Raw genomic sequence first — 17899 nt, forward strand, 5'->3', positions numbered from 1 at the left:
ATGCCATTTTCAGGCATAGGAGGCTGCGCGACAGCGTGCCGGGCGCGAAGACCCCGATCGAGACCAAGATGGCTTGCGAACGATTGGCGAACGGTGGCTTCATAAGATTCAGCCGCGGACCCACCTGATGGGTCGGTACGAGGCGGTCGCCCACTTTGAGGCGTTGCCATTCGCTTTAACGTGGAGGAGTCATCCGTGTCCCAAAAATTTCGCCCCAGCCGCCGCAATGCCGCCGGGTTTACCTTGGTCGAAATGGCCATTGTGCTGGCTGTGATCGGTCTCGTCATTGGTGCCATCGCCATCGGCAAGGATGTTCAGCGCAACGCTGAATACACCAAGATCAAGAACAAATTCATTGACCAGTGGGAGCAGTCTTACAACCAGTATTACCAGCGCACCGGCGTGGTGCTGGGCGACAGTCAGACGGCACCGCGTCTGATGGTTAATGGTGAGCGCTATGCGCCTGTGGAGGTCCTTTCAATGTCCGGCGGCAATATGACTGGCGTGACCAGCCCTGGCAGCGTCTGCAACGGGGCCACCGGTGCCAACATGGGCACTGCGGCCACCAACGTCGCCATGCGCACGCTATTTACGCAGGCTGGCATCCGCATGGCACCGGGGCGTGCCGAAGGCTTTGAGGATCGCTATGTTTACCTCGACAGCAACGGCAACCCACAGGAAATCCAGGTTTGTTTTCAGTGGAATCCCCCAAGTAATGCGTCGGGTTCCGGCAACGTGATGGTCATCACCGGTCTGACCCCGGATTTGGCACGCATGTTGGACCAGATGGTGGATGGCAAGCCTGATGCACAGGAGGGTCGCTTTCGCATGCAGGGCGTTGCCAACGGTGTGGCCAATGCGCCAGGCGTGCCATGGAACCGAACCAACGACGACTCAATCGCCAGCCCAGCTGCCGCTGGAGATAACCTCCAGCGGGACGAGAGCCAGGTCGCGACGGTGGTGGCCATCTACAAGATGAACCAGTAACCCCCCAATTCCAGGAGAATTCTCATGCAACAAGCTACTTTGGGCCGCCACTTGCAGCGCGGCTTCACCCTGGTGGAGATGGCGATTGTGTTGACCGTCATCGGCCTCATCATTGGTGCCATCGCCATTGGCAAGGACGTTCAGCGCAACGCTGAATACCAGAAGGTCGCCAACAAATTCCTCTACCAGTGGAAGCAGTCTTATGACCAGTATTACCAGCGCAGCGGCGTGGTGGTAGGGGACTGCCAGCAGGCCCCTACCTACATGGTCAATGGCGGTGAAACCACGATTGGTGGTGCCGGGGCCTGCGCCCGCCCGGGGGGGCAGGCGGTGGCGGGGATTCCCGAAAGCTTTGGCAACACCGGTCTGAAAGTCTGCGAGGGTCAGGGCTACGCACCTGCCACAACCGGTGCCGGTGATGCGGGTCTGGCCGCTCAAGCCCTGCGCACCTTGATGACGCACATCGGCATTCGGCCACCGCCGGGGCGAGGCGAAGGGCATGAAGACCGTTACCTCTACCAAGACTCGAACGGCAATGCGGCCGAAGTGCAGGTCTGCTTTCAATGGAACCCGCCCGGAACCGCCAGCGGCGCTGGCAATGTGATGGTGGTGCGCGGCTTGACCCCTGACCTGGCCCGCTTTCTGGATCAGGTGATCGACGGCAAGCCCGACTCGCGGGAGGGGCGTTTTCGCATTCAGGGACGCGCTGCGCATGCAGGCGCGGCTACCGCCAACGGGCCAGGCACCGCCTGGGAGGCCAACAACACCATCGCCAGCGTCATCCAGACGGCTGATGCCGCGACAGGTGCCGCGGCCCCCGGCGCGGCCACTGCCACCGGTCGCCAGTTTGACGAGGATCGGGTGGTACTGCTGACGGCCCACTGGATCATGGAGCAATAAGCATGACCCAGCGCCGCCGTTCACTGGTGTGGCTGGCCGTGTCCATCGTCCTTTTGACGGCCGGCGCATGGCTGGCGCGCAGTGGGCTGAGTCAGTTGTCCGCCGAACGTCGTGCCACGGCAGAGCTCAACGCCAAAAGAGTGGCTCTGGAAAGCCTGTTGCCTGAGGCAGAGCGACGCGAAAAGTTCGCAGCTCTCTCTGAGAAGTTATCCGCGGAGGTTGCGCGGCTGGGGTTTCAATCAGAGCAATGGGCTGAACAACGCATTCAGCGCCTGCCTGGGGTGGCGGCACGTCGTGAGGCCGATGTGCTGTTGCACGAACTGGCGGGAGGAAACGGCCGCTTGTTCGCCGCTGACACGTTTGATATGGGCGTTTTGTCGCCCGAGGCGGGGCTGTTTTCAACACCTGCGACGGGTGAGCGGGGCATCAGCCTGGCGGCAACTGGCTCGCTGTATTTCAGGATCGGCAAATGAGCATGAACGAAGACATCTTCTATGTCAGCGATGAGCGATGGTTCAGGCTGACGGCGCAAGGCTTGGTCGAAACTCCTGCCTGGCCCAGGCTCACAGGCCCGGCACGGGTGGTCATTGATGGTGACACACTCATCATGGGCATTGAGCGCCAGGAAGGCAAGCTGGCCCATGCGGCATCACGCATCGAAAAGCGTTTGCGGCAGGAAGGGTTGGTTGAAGGCCCGGCACATGTGCGCATCGAGGCGCATCAAGCGGTTCCTGAGGGCGTACAGGCGTTTTACGGCGCGCTCTTGCTTGAATCCTGGCAGCGTTTGAGCCAATGGGCCAACGACCAGAGCGACCATTGCCAGTTGTTGCCACTGTCTTCACTGTTGCCGGTGGGCGCGGGAAAAGGACGGGCGTGCATTGTGCACAGCGGGTTGCGACTGCATTTTTATGCCCACGGCAAAGGTGGGCCGACCTACCTCAACGTGGCGGTCGCCGGTCGTGGCGACGCTGAGCTTGCTGCCGCTGTGCGCCTGTTGGCTGAGCGCTGCCGTGCTGAACTCGCCCGTGGCGTGGCAGCGCCGGTGGTGTGGTATTCGCTGTCCGAGACAGCGGCTGATCTCATCACCCGGCTGAGTGAGCAGTTTGCAGGTCGCACGGCGTTTGCGGTGCTGTCGGCAAGTCATACGACGCTGGCGCGGGGCATGAAAATGGCGTTGCCAGCCCTCGTGCGCCAGGCTGGAGTGCGTGTCGGTGGCATGACGAGCCAGGCGCGCATGGCCTGGATGATGGAGCGAAGCGCGCCCGCGGTGGCGGCCAGTGCGGCAACGATCGCCCTTGGCCTGGGTGCATTGGGCGGTGGGGCCTATCTGTGGGCGCACAAGGAAAAAAGCCAGCGCACGGAACCAGCCGTCCAGGTCACGCTGCTTGAACAGCGTATCCATAAGGCCGCCAGCAGGGTGTTGCCGCAAGACGCACAAGCCGCAGGTGCATTCGCGCGCCAGATGGCCGTGGGCACGGTTTATGACCCGGTGCGCATGCTGACCCTGCTGCGTACTACCGCGGGTACCGAGGTGCGCATCCTGCGTCTGCGCCTGGAAGCCGCGGGTGATAAAGGCAAAAGTTTCTATTTTGATGGTGTGGCCAGCGGCACCGAACCGATCGGCCGACTTCTGGCGTACTTGCGCAGCGAAGGCTGGCAAGCACAGTCGCTTGTGCCCTCCGATCAAACGCCAGGTTCGTTTTCTTATCGGCTGGTGCCAGCGGATAGTCCAAAGCAAAGGAAAGCAGCATGAAGTACTTCGCTTTGGTACTGAACGGCGTGGCCATCGTGGTGCTCGGTTGGGGGCTGGGCGGTGTGGTCGATCTGCTTGGGGATAAGACCCGGCAGGTTGCGCCGCTGGCCTTGCCGGAAATGCGTCCGATCACCCAGGACGCACTTGCCGCGCAACAGGAAACCGTTGCGGCGCTGGAGAAGATTTCGGCGGTGGACGGTGCACGCGCACCTGCGCAAGACCAGGCCGGTGCGCATCTGGTGACCTTGCCACCTGCAGGTGCACCTGGTTCGGATGGACCACAGCTACCCAGTCGGCACCTGAACCTTCTGGCCCGCATGGCCAATGAAGAGGTGGCCGTGATTGACGGAAACATTGTGCGCAAGGGGCAGCTTTTGCCGCAAGGTGGCCGGGTTCTGCACATCAAGCCCTCCCAAGTCACTGTTCAGGAAACCAAGGGCAAGCAGGACTTGAAGGTGGATATCGGCGGCTTGCGGGTTGGCACCTTGCGATGGGGCACGCCCTTGCCGCAAGACGCTTTGCCAATTTCAAATGAAAGCACAAAACCATGAATCGCAGTGTGCTGATCGGACTGGCAAGTGGACTGGCCATACTGACGCTGGGTGCGTTGTGGGTCATGACCGGCACGCAAGGGGACACGCTGTCGCCACCCAATCCCACGACGGCAGCCCCCCGTGTGGCGGCTTCCGGCGTTTCACCTTATTCCGTGATGGCCAGCGTACCCAACAAGTCGGTCGATGGCGCCGGTTCTGCCGGGGCAGGCCAGCCTGAATGGGCGGCATCGACAACCCGGTCTGCGAGCGCAACGGCACCAACCACAGGCAAGCCGGAATGGGCCATGCCAACAGCCCGGCCTGCCGGGCCAGCCAACAGCGCGGCGGCCCCCACCGCGGGCCAACCGGGTGCGCCTTCGATTGAGGCCATCCAGCAGCGTTTGCAGGCCCAGGTTGCAGGTGGAAAAGTGCCATCCCCGAAGGAACTGGATGCAGCGTTGTCAGACCTGCAACGCAACCAGGGCAAGGATGTGATCGGCGGGGTGAACATTGCCGCGCTGCGCGAAAACCTGGCACGCGTTGAGCGTCTGCGGCAGATCGCACTTGAGGTTCAGGCCATTGCAAGCAATCCGCAAAAGCAGGATCAGGCACGTCTGCAGGTCTTGATGACCGAGGTGCGTACCGTGCAGACGGCGATGCAAAGCTCAGCCAGTGCCACGGCGCCAATCGCCAAGTGAAACGCTCGTCAACATGCGCCAAGGTGGCTATTTCCTGCTGGAGCTTGTGGTTGTGCTGGCGGTGCTGGGTCTGATGGTCTCCGGCGTCTCCACCGCCTACGACAACGGCAATGCCCTGCGCGAACGCGGGCTGGCGGCGCGGGCTGGCGACACCCTGCGTGAAGCGGTACGTGCTTTTGCCTTGACCCATGCGCGCCTGCCCTGTCCTGACACCGATGGCGACGGCTGGGAGGGGGGGGGGGGGTGGGAACCTGTCCGCAAAACGTCGAAACGGGCTGGTTTCCCTACCGCACTTTAGGCTTGGACGTGCCTGATGCCGCCTACCGCGCTGCCTATGGCGTGTACCGTGCCGCCAATGTCACGGCTTCGCTGGATGCCGATCTGGCCATCCGGCTGGAGCGTGGCGCCGATCTGCCAGGAGACGCGCACTTTCAGGATGCCCGCGATCTGGTGATCGCGCTCAATAACCTGGCCCATGCAGCGCTTTCAACAAGCCACCTGCGGGTGAGCGGCAACAACGCGACAGAAGGTGCCGTGGACTGCGTCAATAACGTGCGCTCCCATCCGGCATTTTTCATTGTGTTTCCCTTGCAGGATCGCAATGGCGACAACGACCGCTTCGATTCAGTTCACGGCATGACAAGCGCCTGTGCCTACGCACCTGGGACTGCCTTGGCAGTGGACATGGACGATGTTGTGGTGGCGGAGTCGGGCACAACCCTGGTCGGGTGGCTCAATGCGCGCGCGCCCTGAACCCTATGAATATTCTGGAGAAAATTTGATGCTGTTTACGCCCCACCGATTCCACGCCGTCTCAGCCCCTGTCAAGTGGCGGCGGGGTATGCCCTTGATGATTCTGGCTGCGTTGCTGACAGCGGGTTGTGCCTCGCCCACGCCCAACGCCGCACCCAACAGCCTTCGCGGTCTCCCCGAGCCTGACCATGCCGCCATCGATAAATTGCGCCAACAAATGGCACTGGAGTCGAAGAAACTGCTGAGCAATCAGGACGAGCTGAAAAAGGAAATACGCAAGGAACTTGTATCGGCGGAAATCAAGCCTCTGGCACCGCGTCTTGATCCCCTGGAGGCCAGCAATATCTCGCTGACCATGAGCAATGCCTCCATCAGTAACGTGCTGTTGGCATTTGCCGATCAGGCCAATCTCAATTTGATCGTCGACCCCGCAGTTCTGAAGGAAGAGCGTCGGGCCGACATGTACCTGCGCAAGGTCTCCTTGCGCGAAGGGTTCAACGAAGTCTTGCGTGCGTTTGATGTCCTCGGTGAGATCAAGGGGCGAACGGTGCGGGTCTCTCTCAACGAGGAAAAAATGTTTTCCCTCGATTTTCTCAACACCACGGATAACTTGAGCCTGTCTACCGGTGGCAATGTGTTCGGCGCATCGGCGGGCTCCGCCGGCGGGGGCAGTTCCAACGTCCTGACCGGAAACCTGTCACTCACCGGCGGCGGCGGCATGAAGTCAGAGCCCTATGGCGAGATCGAAGCGGCCTTGAAAACGATGCTGGGCGATGGCAAGGCGCCAGCCTCCGCAGTCGGCCTCGGGGCAGCCTCGGGCACCGCGGCAAGAGGCGAGGACAGGGATGCCGGCTCCCTGTTTTCTCTCAACAAAATGACCGGTACGGTGTATGTCAAAACACGTCCTTCAAAGATGCGGGCCGTGGAGAAAATGCTCTCCCGTGCGCAAACCATGTTGCGTCGCCAAGTGTTCATTGAGGCGCAGTTGATTGATGTTCATCTTTCCGACAGCTTTGAATTTGGCGTTGACTGGACCTTGCTCCGCTCCAATGTGGCCTCTGGCTTTGGGACTTCACCCATGACCCTGGCCGGGGCCACCTCAACCCTGGCTGAGGCGACCCTTGCCGGGCGAACTCTGACCATTCCCTCCACCACCGTTGGCAGTTCCAGCGGCCCCGCATTGGGCCTTGGTTATCAATCGGGGTCTTTTGGCATAGCCGTGAATGCGTTGCGTTCTTTTGGCAACCTGAAAGTGCTCTCCAACCCCAACGTCCAGGTCCGCAACGGCACGCCGGCCATGCTTTCGGTCGGCAGCAGCCTGCGCTATGTCTCGCGGTCGAGTTCGGCGCAAACAACCAACAGTTCCACCGCAACGACGACCACGTCTGATGTGCAGACCGATTCCGTGTTCTCTGGCGTGATGGTTGGCGTACTGCCCTATGTTCGGGAAGACGGACGCATCGAGCTGCTCATCCACCCGATGCAAAGTGATGTGGATGCCAAGAGCCTGCAATTGGTGGAAGTCAATGCCTCCAACAAAGTGACGCTTCCCGTCGTCAACTACAAAGGCATCAGCACGACACTCAACGTCGGCGACGGCGATGTGGTGATGATCGGTGGCTTGATCGACCAGCGAAACAGCAACAGTGACCGTGGTGCGCCGGGCCTGTCAGACATCAATGTGTTCGGCCGCCTTTTTGGCAACCAGACCCAAACACACTCCAGCCGTGAATTGGTCGTTATTTTGCGGGCGCGCGTTTTATGAGCCTGATCCACAACGCCATCAAGGAACTCGACCGCGACCACAACCCACGGGAGACGTTTCAGCCCCTGGTGCCACGGAACAGCCATTCGTACCGCCCTCTGGGAATCGGCGTTGCCAGTGCCATGGCTGTAGTGCTGCTGGGGGTGGGGGCCTGGGCGGGATGGACGACCTACGGTGCTCAAGACAGGCCGGCAACGACTCGGCTCGCCATGCCAGCCGCAGTGGTTCCGCCACCTCCGCTGCCGCCGGTCGCCAAGATCACTGCGATTGAGCCGGCAGCCGCCGTACCCTCTGCGCCACGCACTACAAAAGTAGTGGCGGAGGTGAAAAACACCGCAACAGCGGTTCGTCCACGTCTGGCAATGAAGGCCGCCTCCAGCACGAGCCGCCCAAGCGCTGCAACCGCACCGGAAGCCGCGTCTGAAAATCAGCTGGCTCGCTTCATGCAGGCCATGGAGGCGCAACGCCTGGAAGAAGCGCAAACCCATCTTGCCGCCTTGCGCCGCCAGCTGCCCGAAGGCAGCGTGACATTGTTGCGCCTGGATGCCTGGCTGGCCTTGCGCACCAATCAACTCGACGTTGCGCGGCGCAACTACCACGAGATCATTGAGCGTTTGCCCGGTGACGAGGAAGCCAGCGTCAATCTGGCAGGCATCCTGCTCAAGGCTGGGCAACCCGAAGCCGCGCGTCGCGTTCTTGATGAGGCGCAAAAAGTAAGCCCGGATGCCATCGCGGTACAGGCTGCACTGTTGGTCCTTAACGGTAAAGGCCGCGCGCAATGAGTTCAAGCGCTCTTGCGAGTCGTCTGGGGCTGCACCGCAATCCTTTCCCGCCAACACCCGATGCCTTAAGTTTCTTTTTGACGCCGCACTTGGAACGAGAGTACGCGGAGGTTCGGCACTGCATCAAGGCCCAAAAAGGCGTGGTGGTCGTCATGGGTGAAGTGGGGCTGGGCAAGAGCACGCTAATTCGGCACCTGCTTGATGATCTGGGGACGGAGAACACGGTCTCGGCACTGATCCTCAACACGTTTCTTCAGGGGGAGGCGCTGCTCGACGCGATCCTGCGCGACTTCGGACTCTCTGTCGGACAGGGGGTTGATGGCGGGTTGGCCTGCCTGAATCAATTCCTCATTCAACAAGCCAGATTCGGCAAGCTGTGCGTACTGATCGTGGACGATGCGCAGAACTTGACCGAGGCCTCCCTTGAACTTGTTCGCCTGCTCAGCAATCTGGAGACCGGGCAGCAAAAACTGCTTCAGATACTGCTCGCCGGGCAGCCAGAATTGCTGGAGATACTCAAACGCAGATCCATGCGGCAACTCCACAGCAGGATTGTCAAGCATGCCGTTCTGATGGGGCTGGCAAAGACGGATGTGCTCCGCTATTTTGAATTCCGAATCACCGCGGCGGGTGCAAACGGGCGCATTTCACTCGATCCATCGGCCGCACATGTTCTTTATGGTGGCACACATGGCAACTTGCGCCGCATGCATCATGTGCTGGATCGCTGCCTCTACGGGTTGGCAGCCCTCAACAAAAGCGTGATTGACTCCAGTCTCATGCGTGCGGCACTGCGTGACATGGACATACCCGCCATCACGCAGCCGGCCCTGACGCAGCGGCGCCCGGGCGCCAAACGCCTTCTGGTCATCAGCCTGCTCGTCGGGATACCGATGCTGGCCGCGGCGGCTTACATGACGGCCCAAACCACCGCAGTGGTCACCCTTCCCGTGGTGCGGCAGGCAGAGGTGGCGTTGCCTGTTGCGTCGTCTGCTCCACTGGTTTCAGCGAATTCATCGGCGCGCAGCGACTGCTTGACACAACTGTCTCAGCGCTGGCCTGATCTCGTCATTACCCTGCGCACGCTGCCAGCTCGGCTCGGGCTTGTGGCGTTGGATGCACCGCATACCTGCATCTTTGAAGAGAGCGGTGCACGCTGGATTACCTGGGCCTCCCCTGCGTCGGCCAGCGAGACCTACGCCTTTGATCAGGTCAGCGAAGCCACTCGGCAACTGCAACAACGATTGGTTGATCTTGACCTGCTGGCACAAGACGAAGTCGACGGTTATCTCGGTGCCCGAACACAACGATCCCTGCGCGAATTTCAGACCTCCCATGGAATTCCTGTGACAGGAATTCCCGACGAATTTACCCGGATGCTTCTGGAGAACATCAATGCAACTCTCGCAAGAAACACAACAAGACGTTAATGAAGTCGCCGCGCCAACGATGGCACTGGGCCAATACCTGGTATCGGCTGGTCTGGTGCCCCCCGTCGTGATCGACTACGTGCTGCAAAAGCAGCGCGTTGAAGGCCGGCAACTTGGTGGCCTGCTGGTGGAGATGGGTTTTGCGACGCACCAGGACATAGCACGCTGTCTAGCCCAACAACGAGGGATTCCCTATATTTCGAGTGATCGCCTGTCGATGCCAGAACCTCAGGCCGCCGCTCTGTTCAATCGCAACGTCTGCTTGTCCAAATGTTTCTTGCCACTGTACAGAGATGGCGAGGAGATTGTTGTCGCACTCGGCGATGCCAATCCGCGGACGCTGGACAACTTCATTTTTCAGCGAACCGGGTTGCGCCCGCGATTTCTTCAAGGCGACTTTGGCCGCGTGATCCAGCTGGTTCGCCAGCACTATTATTTCTCGGAGAACCCGATTGAAAAGCTGCTCAAGGCCGAAATTAGTCGCCTGGAGGCAGACATTGACCGCGCCTACAGTCCGGAACGGCTGCTCGATCACATCCTGCATCTGGCCGTGCGTGAGCGAGCCACAGATATCCATCTGGCCCCCACTGCCAATAGTCGAACCGTGCTGATGCGCATCGACGGTGTCATTCAGCCGATGTTTGCACTCCCCCCGGCACTTGACCGGCTCATCAGCTTCATCAAGCTCAAGGCTGAAATGGATGTCGCCGAAAGCAGGCTCCCTCAAGACGGCAGCTTTACCGCCACCGCGCTCGACTCCCTGTACACCATTCGTGTTTCGACCTTGATTGCCGAATTTGGCGAACGCATGGTGCTGCGCCTGTTGCCCGAACGCAGTGATCTGGACAAACTGACTGATCTTGGATTTTTGCCCGACGATGTCAAGGCACTGGAAAAAGTATTCTCTCGTCCGCATGGATTGATTCTGGTCACAGGCCCGACCGGATCGGGCAAGAGCACCACCCTGCATGCGGCGCTGCGCATGCAATCCGTGATTGAACGCAACGTGCTAACGGTTGAAGACCCGATTGAGTACCGCGTCCCAGTGGCATGTCAGACCGAGGTAAACCGCCGTGCAGGCTACGAATTCGCGTCAGCCATGCGCCATTTCCTGCGCCACGACCCGGATGTCATTCTGGTTGGCGAGATACGCGACGCGGAAACAGCCCGCGCGGCGCTTGATGCTGCCTCCACCGGCCATCTGGTTCTCTCAACGCTGCACGTGGGTGGCATTTTTGGTGTCGTGCCACGACTGCGATTGCTGGGTGTTGACCATGAAACCATCGCTGAGAACATGGTTGCCATCATCAATCAGCGTCTGGTGCGGCGCATCTGTTCGCATTGCAGCACTGAGCGCGAAGCCACACCGGTCGAGAGGGAATGGCTGGGAAAGGAGAACTGCATGGTGCGTTACGGCAAGGGGTGCCCGCGCTGTCGTGGAACCGGCTATTTCAAACGCCTGCCGGTGTATGAAATGTTGGTGCTCAACAGTGCGCTTGCCGATGCCATTGCGATGGAAGCGCCACGACATGAATTGCGCCGCCTGGCCGCCTTGGCGGGCATGCAAACCATGGCTGAACAAGCCCGGCTGCTTGTGCTCAGGGGCGAAACCACGATAGAAGAAATTCGGCGCGCCGTTGGGACGGACTGAAGAGGCTGCCATGAACGCCATGCGAACTTATTTCTACCGTGTCCTGCTCCAGCATGGCGAGGTGCGTCAGGGCTTCTTGCGGCTGGCAGTGGAGCTTGATTTCTCCGCCCGGCTAAAACTCGAAAGCCAGAACGATGCCACCGTGCTCACACTGGTGCGCCTGCCAGACTGGACATCGGCCGCGATGGATTTGTTGCGCCGCCTGTTTCGTCACCATGTACGCCGGGAGGATCTGGCAGGTTTCCTGCGCGACTTGGGGCTGATGCTTGGCGCCGGAGTGCCCATCTTCGCCGCCCTGGACACCCTCGGTGAAGAGGCCCGCATAGCTGGCAACCAGGGCATTGCCAGTTTGTCCAAGCGCATTCATGACGACTTGAATGCCGGGTTGTCCCTGGGTACAGCCTTTGGCAGGAATCCCGATGTTTTTCCTGAAACGGTGCGCAACCTGATTCTGATTGGCGACCAGTCAAGCAGTCTTCCCACCATGATGCTGGAAGCTGCTCGGCATGTCGAGCGCATGACCGACATTCGGCGTGACATTCGCACGGCGTTGATCTATCCGGCCTTTGTTTTTGCCACCATCTTCGGCGTTGCCTTTTTCTGGTTGTACTACGTGGTACCCAACCTGGCGCAACTGTTCAAACAACTGCACGCCAAGCTGCCGCCCATCACCCTCATGCTGATTCAACTGGCAGACTGGCTCACGCAGTACGGTATTTGGATCCTCATTGCCACGGGGGTGTGCATTTTGGGTTTCGCGGTTCTGCTGCGCCGCAATCCCGCCGTACGTCATGCGCTGCACAAACTGCTGCACCGCCTGCCCATTGCCCGTGTTCTGATGTCATCTTCAGGCATGGCCCACATCACCGAGCATCTGGCCATTCTGGTGCGGGCCGGCCTGGACATCGTGACCTGTTTTGAAATTCTGACCCGCGCCACGCGCGATGGCTACTACCAATGGCGGTTGGGAAAAGTGCGCGAAGCCATCATGCGTGGCGACAGCATTGCGGTGGCCATGCGCCGGGTAGGAGGATTCCCCGCCATGGCCGTGCGCATGATCGCCGTCGGTGAGGAGTCGGGCGGACTTGACCAGCAGCTGTCGCAGCTTGCCGAGGAATATCGCAAACGGCTGGAGATCGTCGTCGGGTCGCTCTCGGAAATCATCAAACCGGCGGTTATTTTGCTGGCGGGCGGTCTGTTTCTATTTCTTGTTGTTGCCCTGTTACTTCCGGTCTATGACCTGATTCGTCAATCGGTGCAGCAATCGTTGGGCGGGTGAGACATGAAGCCCCTATCAGGAATACGCCGTCAAAGAGGATTCGGGCTGCTTGAAGTAGCGCTAATCACCCTGATGCTTGGCGGGGCCTTGATTGCCGGGTTCGCTGCTCTGAAAACAACCATGCCCTCGCTTGCGGCCGAGCAGCAATCAGCCCTGTTGTCGGATGCCGACCGTTTCCTGGTGGGGTTTGCCGCCGCGCACCATCGCTTGCCATGTCCCGACACGGATCGCGACGGTTGGGAAGACTGTGCGGCCAATGCGCAAAAAGGCTGGCTACCCTATCGCACCATCGGTCTGGAAGGCGCGGGCACACAAGCAGGTGCGGGCGAGCTGCGCTATTTGGTGCAGCGCCAGGCGGTGGATCTGGCGGTTGCCGGCGATGCCTGGCAGCCCATCAAATTCAAGGACAACACCGACCTGTACAGCGCACGGCGAACATTCACATCGGCCACCGGCGAGCTCATCCACAATATCGGTTCCCCTGACCTGTGCCACCAACTCACGCAAGGGGCCAAAGTCGCGTTACAGGCAGGACATGCACAAGTGAATGCGAGCCCTTCACGCCCAGTCGCCTATGCACTGGCTCATCCTGGCAGCCGCGATGCAGATGGCAGTGGCAGCTTGCATGATGGAGCCAATGCAGCCGCCGACAATGCCTTTGATGCCCCTGAGCGGCCAGCACTCTTCGCCAGCTACGACGACCGCGTGACCACCCGCAGTTACGCCCAGATGGAAGATGCTCTTGGCTGCGCGCAGCTCAATGCGTCGCTCGATCAGGTGTCCCTGGCCACCGAAGTGGTGGAAGAGGTGAACAGCCAAAAAATCACCAACACACTCACCGCGGCGGCCTTGACCGCCGTGGCCATCGTCAAGGCCAATGTGGCGGTGGCCAAAACTGTGATGGCCTTCACCGAGTTAGGCACGGCCATTGGCTATATGACGACCGCCGCCACCCTGTTGGCCAGTGCCATCGTCGGCTGCTTTTTCCTGGTGGGTTGCGCGGAGCTGCCGCATGCCATTGCCACAGTGGTCGCCGCGGGCATCTCGATTGTGGCCAGCTCGATTGCCATTGCCGCCAGCATTACCTCAACGATATTCAGCATGACAGCGGCCGTCTTGACCGCAACAGCGGCCATCATGGCCGGCGCATCCATCCCCCCGAACATGGACATATCGTCCGCGGTCAAACAGGCTCAAACGGTGCTGGCGGATGCCACCAGAAAGAAGAATGTGGCCTACACCGATTGGCAAGCCGCCATAGCCAAGGAAGCCTCGCTGCTGAGCCAGAAGAACATCGCCGTCAACAATGCGCATGCCGCAGCCCACGGCATCGTGAGCAACGCCAATGCAGCCGGCAACCCAGTCAACTACGCCATCATCATGCTTGATGGCTACATCGACACCGCCATCAGTCGTGCGGATGACTGGATGGCCGCCGAGAGCAACTACAACAATGCCGCGGACGCGTATAAAAACGCGCAAAGTGCAACCGGTGGTGGTGGCGCCGTGGGAAGCAACGTTGACATCAGCGCTGCACTGGCTGCCATTCAGACGCAAATAGATGCCGAAGCCGATCCCGTCAAAAAGCAAAAACTGATCGATGCCAAGGCCCAGCTCATTGCCAGCTATGGCAACTCGGCAAGCAATGCGCGGCAGGTCGAAAATGTAAACAAGCAAATACTGGCGCTGAATACTCAGATCAACGACCTGAACACCAGAATCGCCAGCAACCCATCCAATGTGGCAGACCTCACCACGCAGCGCGACCAGTTGGTGGCGCAGCGCGACAAACTCCAGGCGGCCTTGTCCGGTTTGACACTGGACGTGGCTTCTGCACTGGCGAACAAGAACGCCATGGACACGGCCCGCGCAAGCGCCTACAACAATTACCTGAATGCCCGCAACAACGCGATCAATGCCTCGCGGCTGCCCTATTCAGTCACCACTTGCACCACCACCACTGGAAACAATCCCGTGACCACTTGCACAACGACCCATAAAACCTATGACGGCAGCTCGGCCATGAGCAGCGCGCTGAACAATTTGTTTGGCCCATCCAATGACAACAAAGGGTTGTACTTTCAGTGGAAGCTCAAGCAACGGCAAACCGAGGTTGCAAAGGCCATCCATGACCAGGCGGTACTCAATGAAACACAGGCCGGCAATGCACTGAATTCACTGAGCATGATCAATGCGAATGGCACGGGAACGGGAGCCGATGTCAAACCCTGGAGCGACGCTGACGCGATTCTGCTGCAAGCCGATTTCAAAGGAGGTATGCAATGAAGTCTCCGCGCCGCGGCAGAGAAGGCGGGTTTTCACTGGTGGAGTTGGCCGTGAGTCTGGCCATTGTGGGGGTGGTGGGGCTGGCGCTATGGCGATTCATTCCCCTTGCACGACAGATCAGTCAAGGCAGCGCCCTCAAGGACGAGTTGGCGCAAGCCCAGGCCGCCACTGAAGGATTTGTACTGCGCGCGCATCGCCTGCCGTGCCCGGACACCGACAACGACGGACACGAGAACTGCGCCGCAGGTGCCCTGGGAACCTTGCCCTGGCGCGACCTGGGCCTGGGCGCGACGCAAGGTGCGCTGCGCTATGGCGTGTACCGTGCCGGTGGTCATGACTTGGCTGCCAGCGCCCTGACACATCAGGCTCCCCTGTTACCCATCGGGTATACCGTTAGTACGACGGCCAATGGGCTGGACTTTTGCACCAAGTTGCGCGGCGCAATCACAACCCCCGGCGCTGCTGGCGCGCTGACTGCGGGCAACGTGGAGGTGGCCTATGCCTTGGCCCACCCCGGCGCGGACGGCCAGTTTCAGGGGCTCAACACCCTGGGCTTTGACCTGCCGGGCAGAGCCCGCGACAACACGTATGACGACAGCGTGGTGGCGGCGGGTCTGAGCGAACTCTCCGGGCGAATGGCTTGCCCTTCCCGGCTGGGTGAAGCCACCGTGGCCGCGCGTGCCGCGATGGCAGCCTATGACATTGATCGTGATGCCAAGCAGTTTCAGGAGTTTCGTGATTTCGCGTCACAAGTGCGCACCACCAACAAGAACTTTGCGGCTGCCAATGTGGGCTTGACCATATTGGATCTGCTGGATGCCACGGCCACGACCGCCAGCTCGGTCTCCATTGCCGCCAATAGCGTCGGCGTTGGTGCCGCCACGGTCGTGGTGGCCGTTGCGGCCATGCTTGCGGCCATTGCGTCACAAGTCTCGGCAGATGCCAGCCTTGCAATGGCCATCATCGGGGAACTCAAGGCGCAAGCCCAAGCCACGGGAGCGGCACAGATCAAGGCGCAAACGGCGGCCGCGCTGATCCATGCTGGAAACAACGCAGTGGCCGTGGACAACAAGGGACTCACGCCATGAAATCTTCGCAGCGTGGTTTTTCTCTCATGGAAAGCAGCATTGCGCTGATTGTTCTGGGTTTGCTGACAACGGCGGCAGTGGCCTACCTGCGCCTGGCCGGGCAACAAAAGGTGGCTACCGTCGAGCATGACTTGCAGAGGCGGGCTCAGCAGGCGGTGTATGGGTTTGTGCATGCCAACTTCCGCCTGCCCTGTCCGGCAGCCGACACCAGTGGTATCGAAAGTTGCCACGTCAATGGGGGCGATCACAGCGTCGGGATGTTGCCTTGGCGCACACTGCAACTGCCCGATGCGACAGCCAGCACGCTCAAATACGGGGTCTATCGGGTCGCCAACGCCAATGGCTGGCAAGACACCGACCTGGCCGTCAGCCGCGATCGCATGCGCCCACTGGTGGCCATCGGTATCACCCCCGTCGCCACGGAGTCGCTGCTGGGAAACCGCAATTTGCTGGACTTTTGTTATGGCGCGACACTGGCCGCACAGGCGGGAACCAGTGCCACCGCACTGGCAGTGAAAGACGGTACGACAGCCACGCGCCGCCCCATGGCTTTTGTGATTGCGGCACCCGGTTTGCTTGATGCGGACGGTGATGGTGATCGTTTTGATGCACTGAACCACGGCGCCAGTGACGTGACCCCTACCTTCGAGGCCGGCAACCGATCCCGAAGTGACCTTTACGACGACCGCGTGTCTGCCATTGGCTTTGACACCCTGTTTACCCAAATGAACTGCGCGCAGGCACTGTCCGTCATTGACCACAGCCATTTCAATGCCGCCCTGAGCGCATCCGTCATGGAACGCGCGCTCAGTGATTACCACTACCAGCTTCAGGTGCAAGCCGTCCTGGCGGGTGCCGGAGTAGCCAGCGCCACAGCCGGGACGGCGGGTGCCACTGCGGGCCTGGCGATTGCGGTCACAACGTTGGTCAACGCCACCACCTTCACCGTGATCACGGTGGGCACACAGGCCGGGCTGATTGCGGCAGCTGCTGTCTCTGTCGTTGCCAACACCACGACAGTGCTGGCCTCCATCGGCACCTTGACCACCTCCATCCTCGTCACGGTGGAAGCCGCCCAACGCGTTGCCACCGGCGCGGAAATGGCCGCCAGCAGCGCCACCCTGTCCACGGCCATCAATGCCAATGCCCGCAACGCAGACGCGCTTGGGTTTTAAAAAATACGGGAAATAACTTTATGAAACCATCAGCTCACCCGCACCGCGAAAAGGGCTTCTCCCTGATCGAACTCACAATTTCTTTGGCCGTCATCGGGCTCATTCTGGGGACCGTGGCCATTGGCAAAGATGTTCAGCGCAATGCCGCCTACCAGCGCCTATCCAGCGACTTTGTGCAAGGCTGGATGATTGCCTACGACACATTTGTGACGGGCACGGGCACTGTCCCCGGTGACACCGCCGCTGCGCCAACAGGAAGAGTCAACGCCAGTGCCGTGGCCCTGTGCGGCAACAACCTGCTCAACGTCTTCCTGGCTGCGGGCATTCGGTTGCCCGAAGGTCGCGCCGAAGGCAGCAATGACCGCTACGCCTACCTGGACTCCAATGGCAACCCGCAGGAGGTGCAGGTCTGCTTTCAAAACGTCAGTTGGGCAGAACCCGGTGCAACCGTCGGCACTTACGTGTCCCGCTCGCGTAACGTCATGGTGCTGCGCAATCTCACGCCCTCACTGGCCACCATGCAGGATGCCCAAATCGACGGCCATGCGGATGCGCGCTTTGGCCAATTCCGGGAAGATTCCCAGGCCAACGCGGTCGCCACCACAAGCGCACAGGCCTGGAGTGTGGACGAACGCATGGCTTTTGGCAGCGCCGTTGCCACGGCACAAAACGAATCCCAAGTGGCGGTGGTGAATGCCCTGCTTTTGATGAGCCGCTAACATGGCCACCAAGACGCGCATCAAGGCCAGGGAAAGCGAGCGTAAAGGCGGCAACGGCATCAGAAACACAGGAGCCTGACGCGCCGTTGTGAGTGTGCGC

Annotated in this window: 17 protein-coding genes; all 17 read left to right on the forward strand. The window is 60.4% G+C overall.

Features of this window, described 5'->3' with window-relative positions; all coding sequences use genetic code 11:
• Nucleotides 1-195 precede the first annotated feature (195 nt).
• The 17 genes from PHS32_RS05225 to PHS32_RS05305 all read left to right on the forward strand — a co-directional run bounded on the left by PHS32_RS05225 (nt 196) and on the right by PHS32_RS05305 (nt 17799).
• Nucleotides 196-987, forward strand: coding sequence for a prepilin-type N-terminal cleavage/methylation domain-containing protein (locus PHS32_RS05225; protein ID WP_301077807.1), 792 nt, complete (start codon nt 196-198; stop codon nt 985-987).
• Nucleotides 988-1011: 24 nt separating this feature from the next.
• Nucleotides 1012-1887 carry a prepilin-type N-terminal cleavage/methylation domain-containing protein gene (locus PHS32_RS05230; RefSeq protein WP_301077808.1) on the forward strand — a complete coding sequence of 292 codons (876 nt, stop codon included), beginning with the start codon at nt 1012-1014 and terminating at the stop codon, nt 1885-1887.
• Between the two features lie 2 nt (nt 1888-1889).
• Entirely contained in the window at nt 1890-2360 is a 471-nt protein-coding gene (locus PHS32_RS05235; RefSeq protein WP_301077809.1) for a hypothetical protein, read from the forward strand.
• Nucleotides 2357-3640, forward strand: coding sequence for a hypothetical protein (locus tag PHS32_RS05240; protein WP_301077811.1), 1284 nt, complete (start codon nt 2357-2359; stop codon nt 3638-3640). The genes PHS32_RS05235 and PHS32_RS05240 overlap by 4 nt, the downstream gene beginning before the upstream one ends.
• Entirely contained in the window at nt 3637-4191 is a 555-nt protein-coding gene (locus PHS32_RS05245; protein WP_301077812.1) for a hypothetical protein, read from the forward strand. Before PHS32_RS05240 ends, PHS32_RS05245 begins: the two co-directional genes overlap by 4 nt.
• Complete coding sequence (locus tag PHS32_RS05250) at nt 4188-4871, forward strand: hypothetical protein (protein ID WP_301077813.1); 684 nt, start codon at nt 4188-4190, stop codon at nt 4869-4871. The genes PHS32_RS05245 and PHS32_RS05250 overlap by 4 nt, the downstream gene beginning before the upstream one ends.
• Nucleotides 4872-4884: 13 nt before the next feature.
• Complete coding sequence (locus PHS32_RS05255; protein WP_301077814.1) at nt 4885-5169, forward strand: hypothetical protein; 285 nt, start codon at nt 4885-4887, stop codon at nt 5167-5169.
• Between the two features lie 8 nt (nt 5170-5177).
• Complete coding sequence (locus tag PHS32_RS05260) at nt 5178-5624, forward strand: hypothetical protein (protein ID WP_301077815.1); 447 nt, start codon at nt 5178-5180, stop codon at nt 5622-5624.
• A 28-nt stretch (nt 5625-5652) separates the two neighbouring features.
• The gene (gene mshL, locus PHS32_RS05265) at nt 5653-7389 is read left to right on the forward strand and encodes a pilus (MSHA type) biogenesis protein MshL (protein ID WP_301077857.1); all 1737 of its coding nucleotides are present in this window, start codon (nt 5653-5655) and stop codon (nt 7387-7389) included.
• Nucleotides 7386-8171, forward strand: a complete 786-nt coding sequence (locus PHS32_RS05270; protein WP_301077817.1) for a tetratricopeptide repeat protein — start codon at nt 7386-7388, stop codon at nt 8169-8171. Before mshL ends, PHS32_RS05270 begins: the two co-directional genes overlap by 4 nt.
• Nucleotides 8168-9601, forward strand: a complete 1434-nt coding sequence (locus PHS32_RS05275) for an ExeA family protein (protein ID WP_301077818.1) — start codon at nt 8168-8170, stop codon at nt 9599-9601. The genes PHS32_RS05270 and PHS32_RS05275 overlap by 4 nt, the downstream gene beginning before the upstream one ends.
• Entirely contained in the window at nt 9567-11252 is a 1686-nt protein-coding gene (locus PHS32_RS05280) for a GspE/PulE family protein (protein WP_301077819.1), read from the forward strand. The genes PHS32_RS05275 and PHS32_RS05280 overlap by 35 nt, the downstream gene beginning before the upstream one ends.
• Before the next feature lie 10 nt (nt 11253-11262).
• Entirely contained in the window at nt 11263-12531 is a 1269-nt protein-coding gene (locus PHS32_RS05285; RefSeq protein WP_301077820.1) for a type II secretion system F family protein, read from the forward strand.
• Between the two features lie 120 nt (nt 12532-12651).
• Nucleotides 12652-14817, forward strand: a complete 2166-nt coding sequence (locus tag PHS32_RS05290; RefSeq protein WP_301077821.1) for a hypothetical protein — start codon at nt 12652-12654, stop codon at nt 14815-14817.
• Nucleotides 14814-15905 carry a type II secretion system protein gene (locus PHS32_RS05295; protein ID WP_301077822.1) on the forward strand — a complete coding sequence of 364 codons (1092 nt, stop codon included), beginning with the start codon at nt 14814-14816 and terminating at the stop codon, nt 15903-15905. Before PHS32_RS05290 ends, PHS32_RS05295 begins: the two co-directional genes overlap by 4 nt.
• Nucleotides 15902-17080 (forward strand): type II secretion system protein, encoded by a 1179-nt coding sequence (locus PHS32_RS05300; RefSeq protein ID WP_301077823.1) that lies wholly within the window; start codon nt 15902-15904, stop codon nt 17078-17080. Before PHS32_RS05295 ends, PHS32_RS05300 begins: the two co-directional genes overlap by 4 nt.
• A gap of 20 nt (nt 17081-17100) precedes the next feature.
• Nucleotides 17101-17799: a prepilin-type N-terminal cleavage/methylation domain-containing protein gene (locus PHS32_RS05305; protein WP_301077824.1), complete on the forward strand. Its 699-nt coding sequence runs from the start codon at nt 17101-17103 to the stop codon at nt 17797-17799.
• Nucleotides 17800-17899 lie beyond the last annotated feature (100 nt).

Origin of the sequence: Rhodoferax sp. (genome assembly GCF_028714215.1) — a bacterium.
In the GTDB taxonomy this organism is placed as follows: domain Bacteria; phylum Pseudomonadota; class Gammaproteobacteria; order Burkholderiales; family Burkholderiaceae_C; genus Rhodoferax.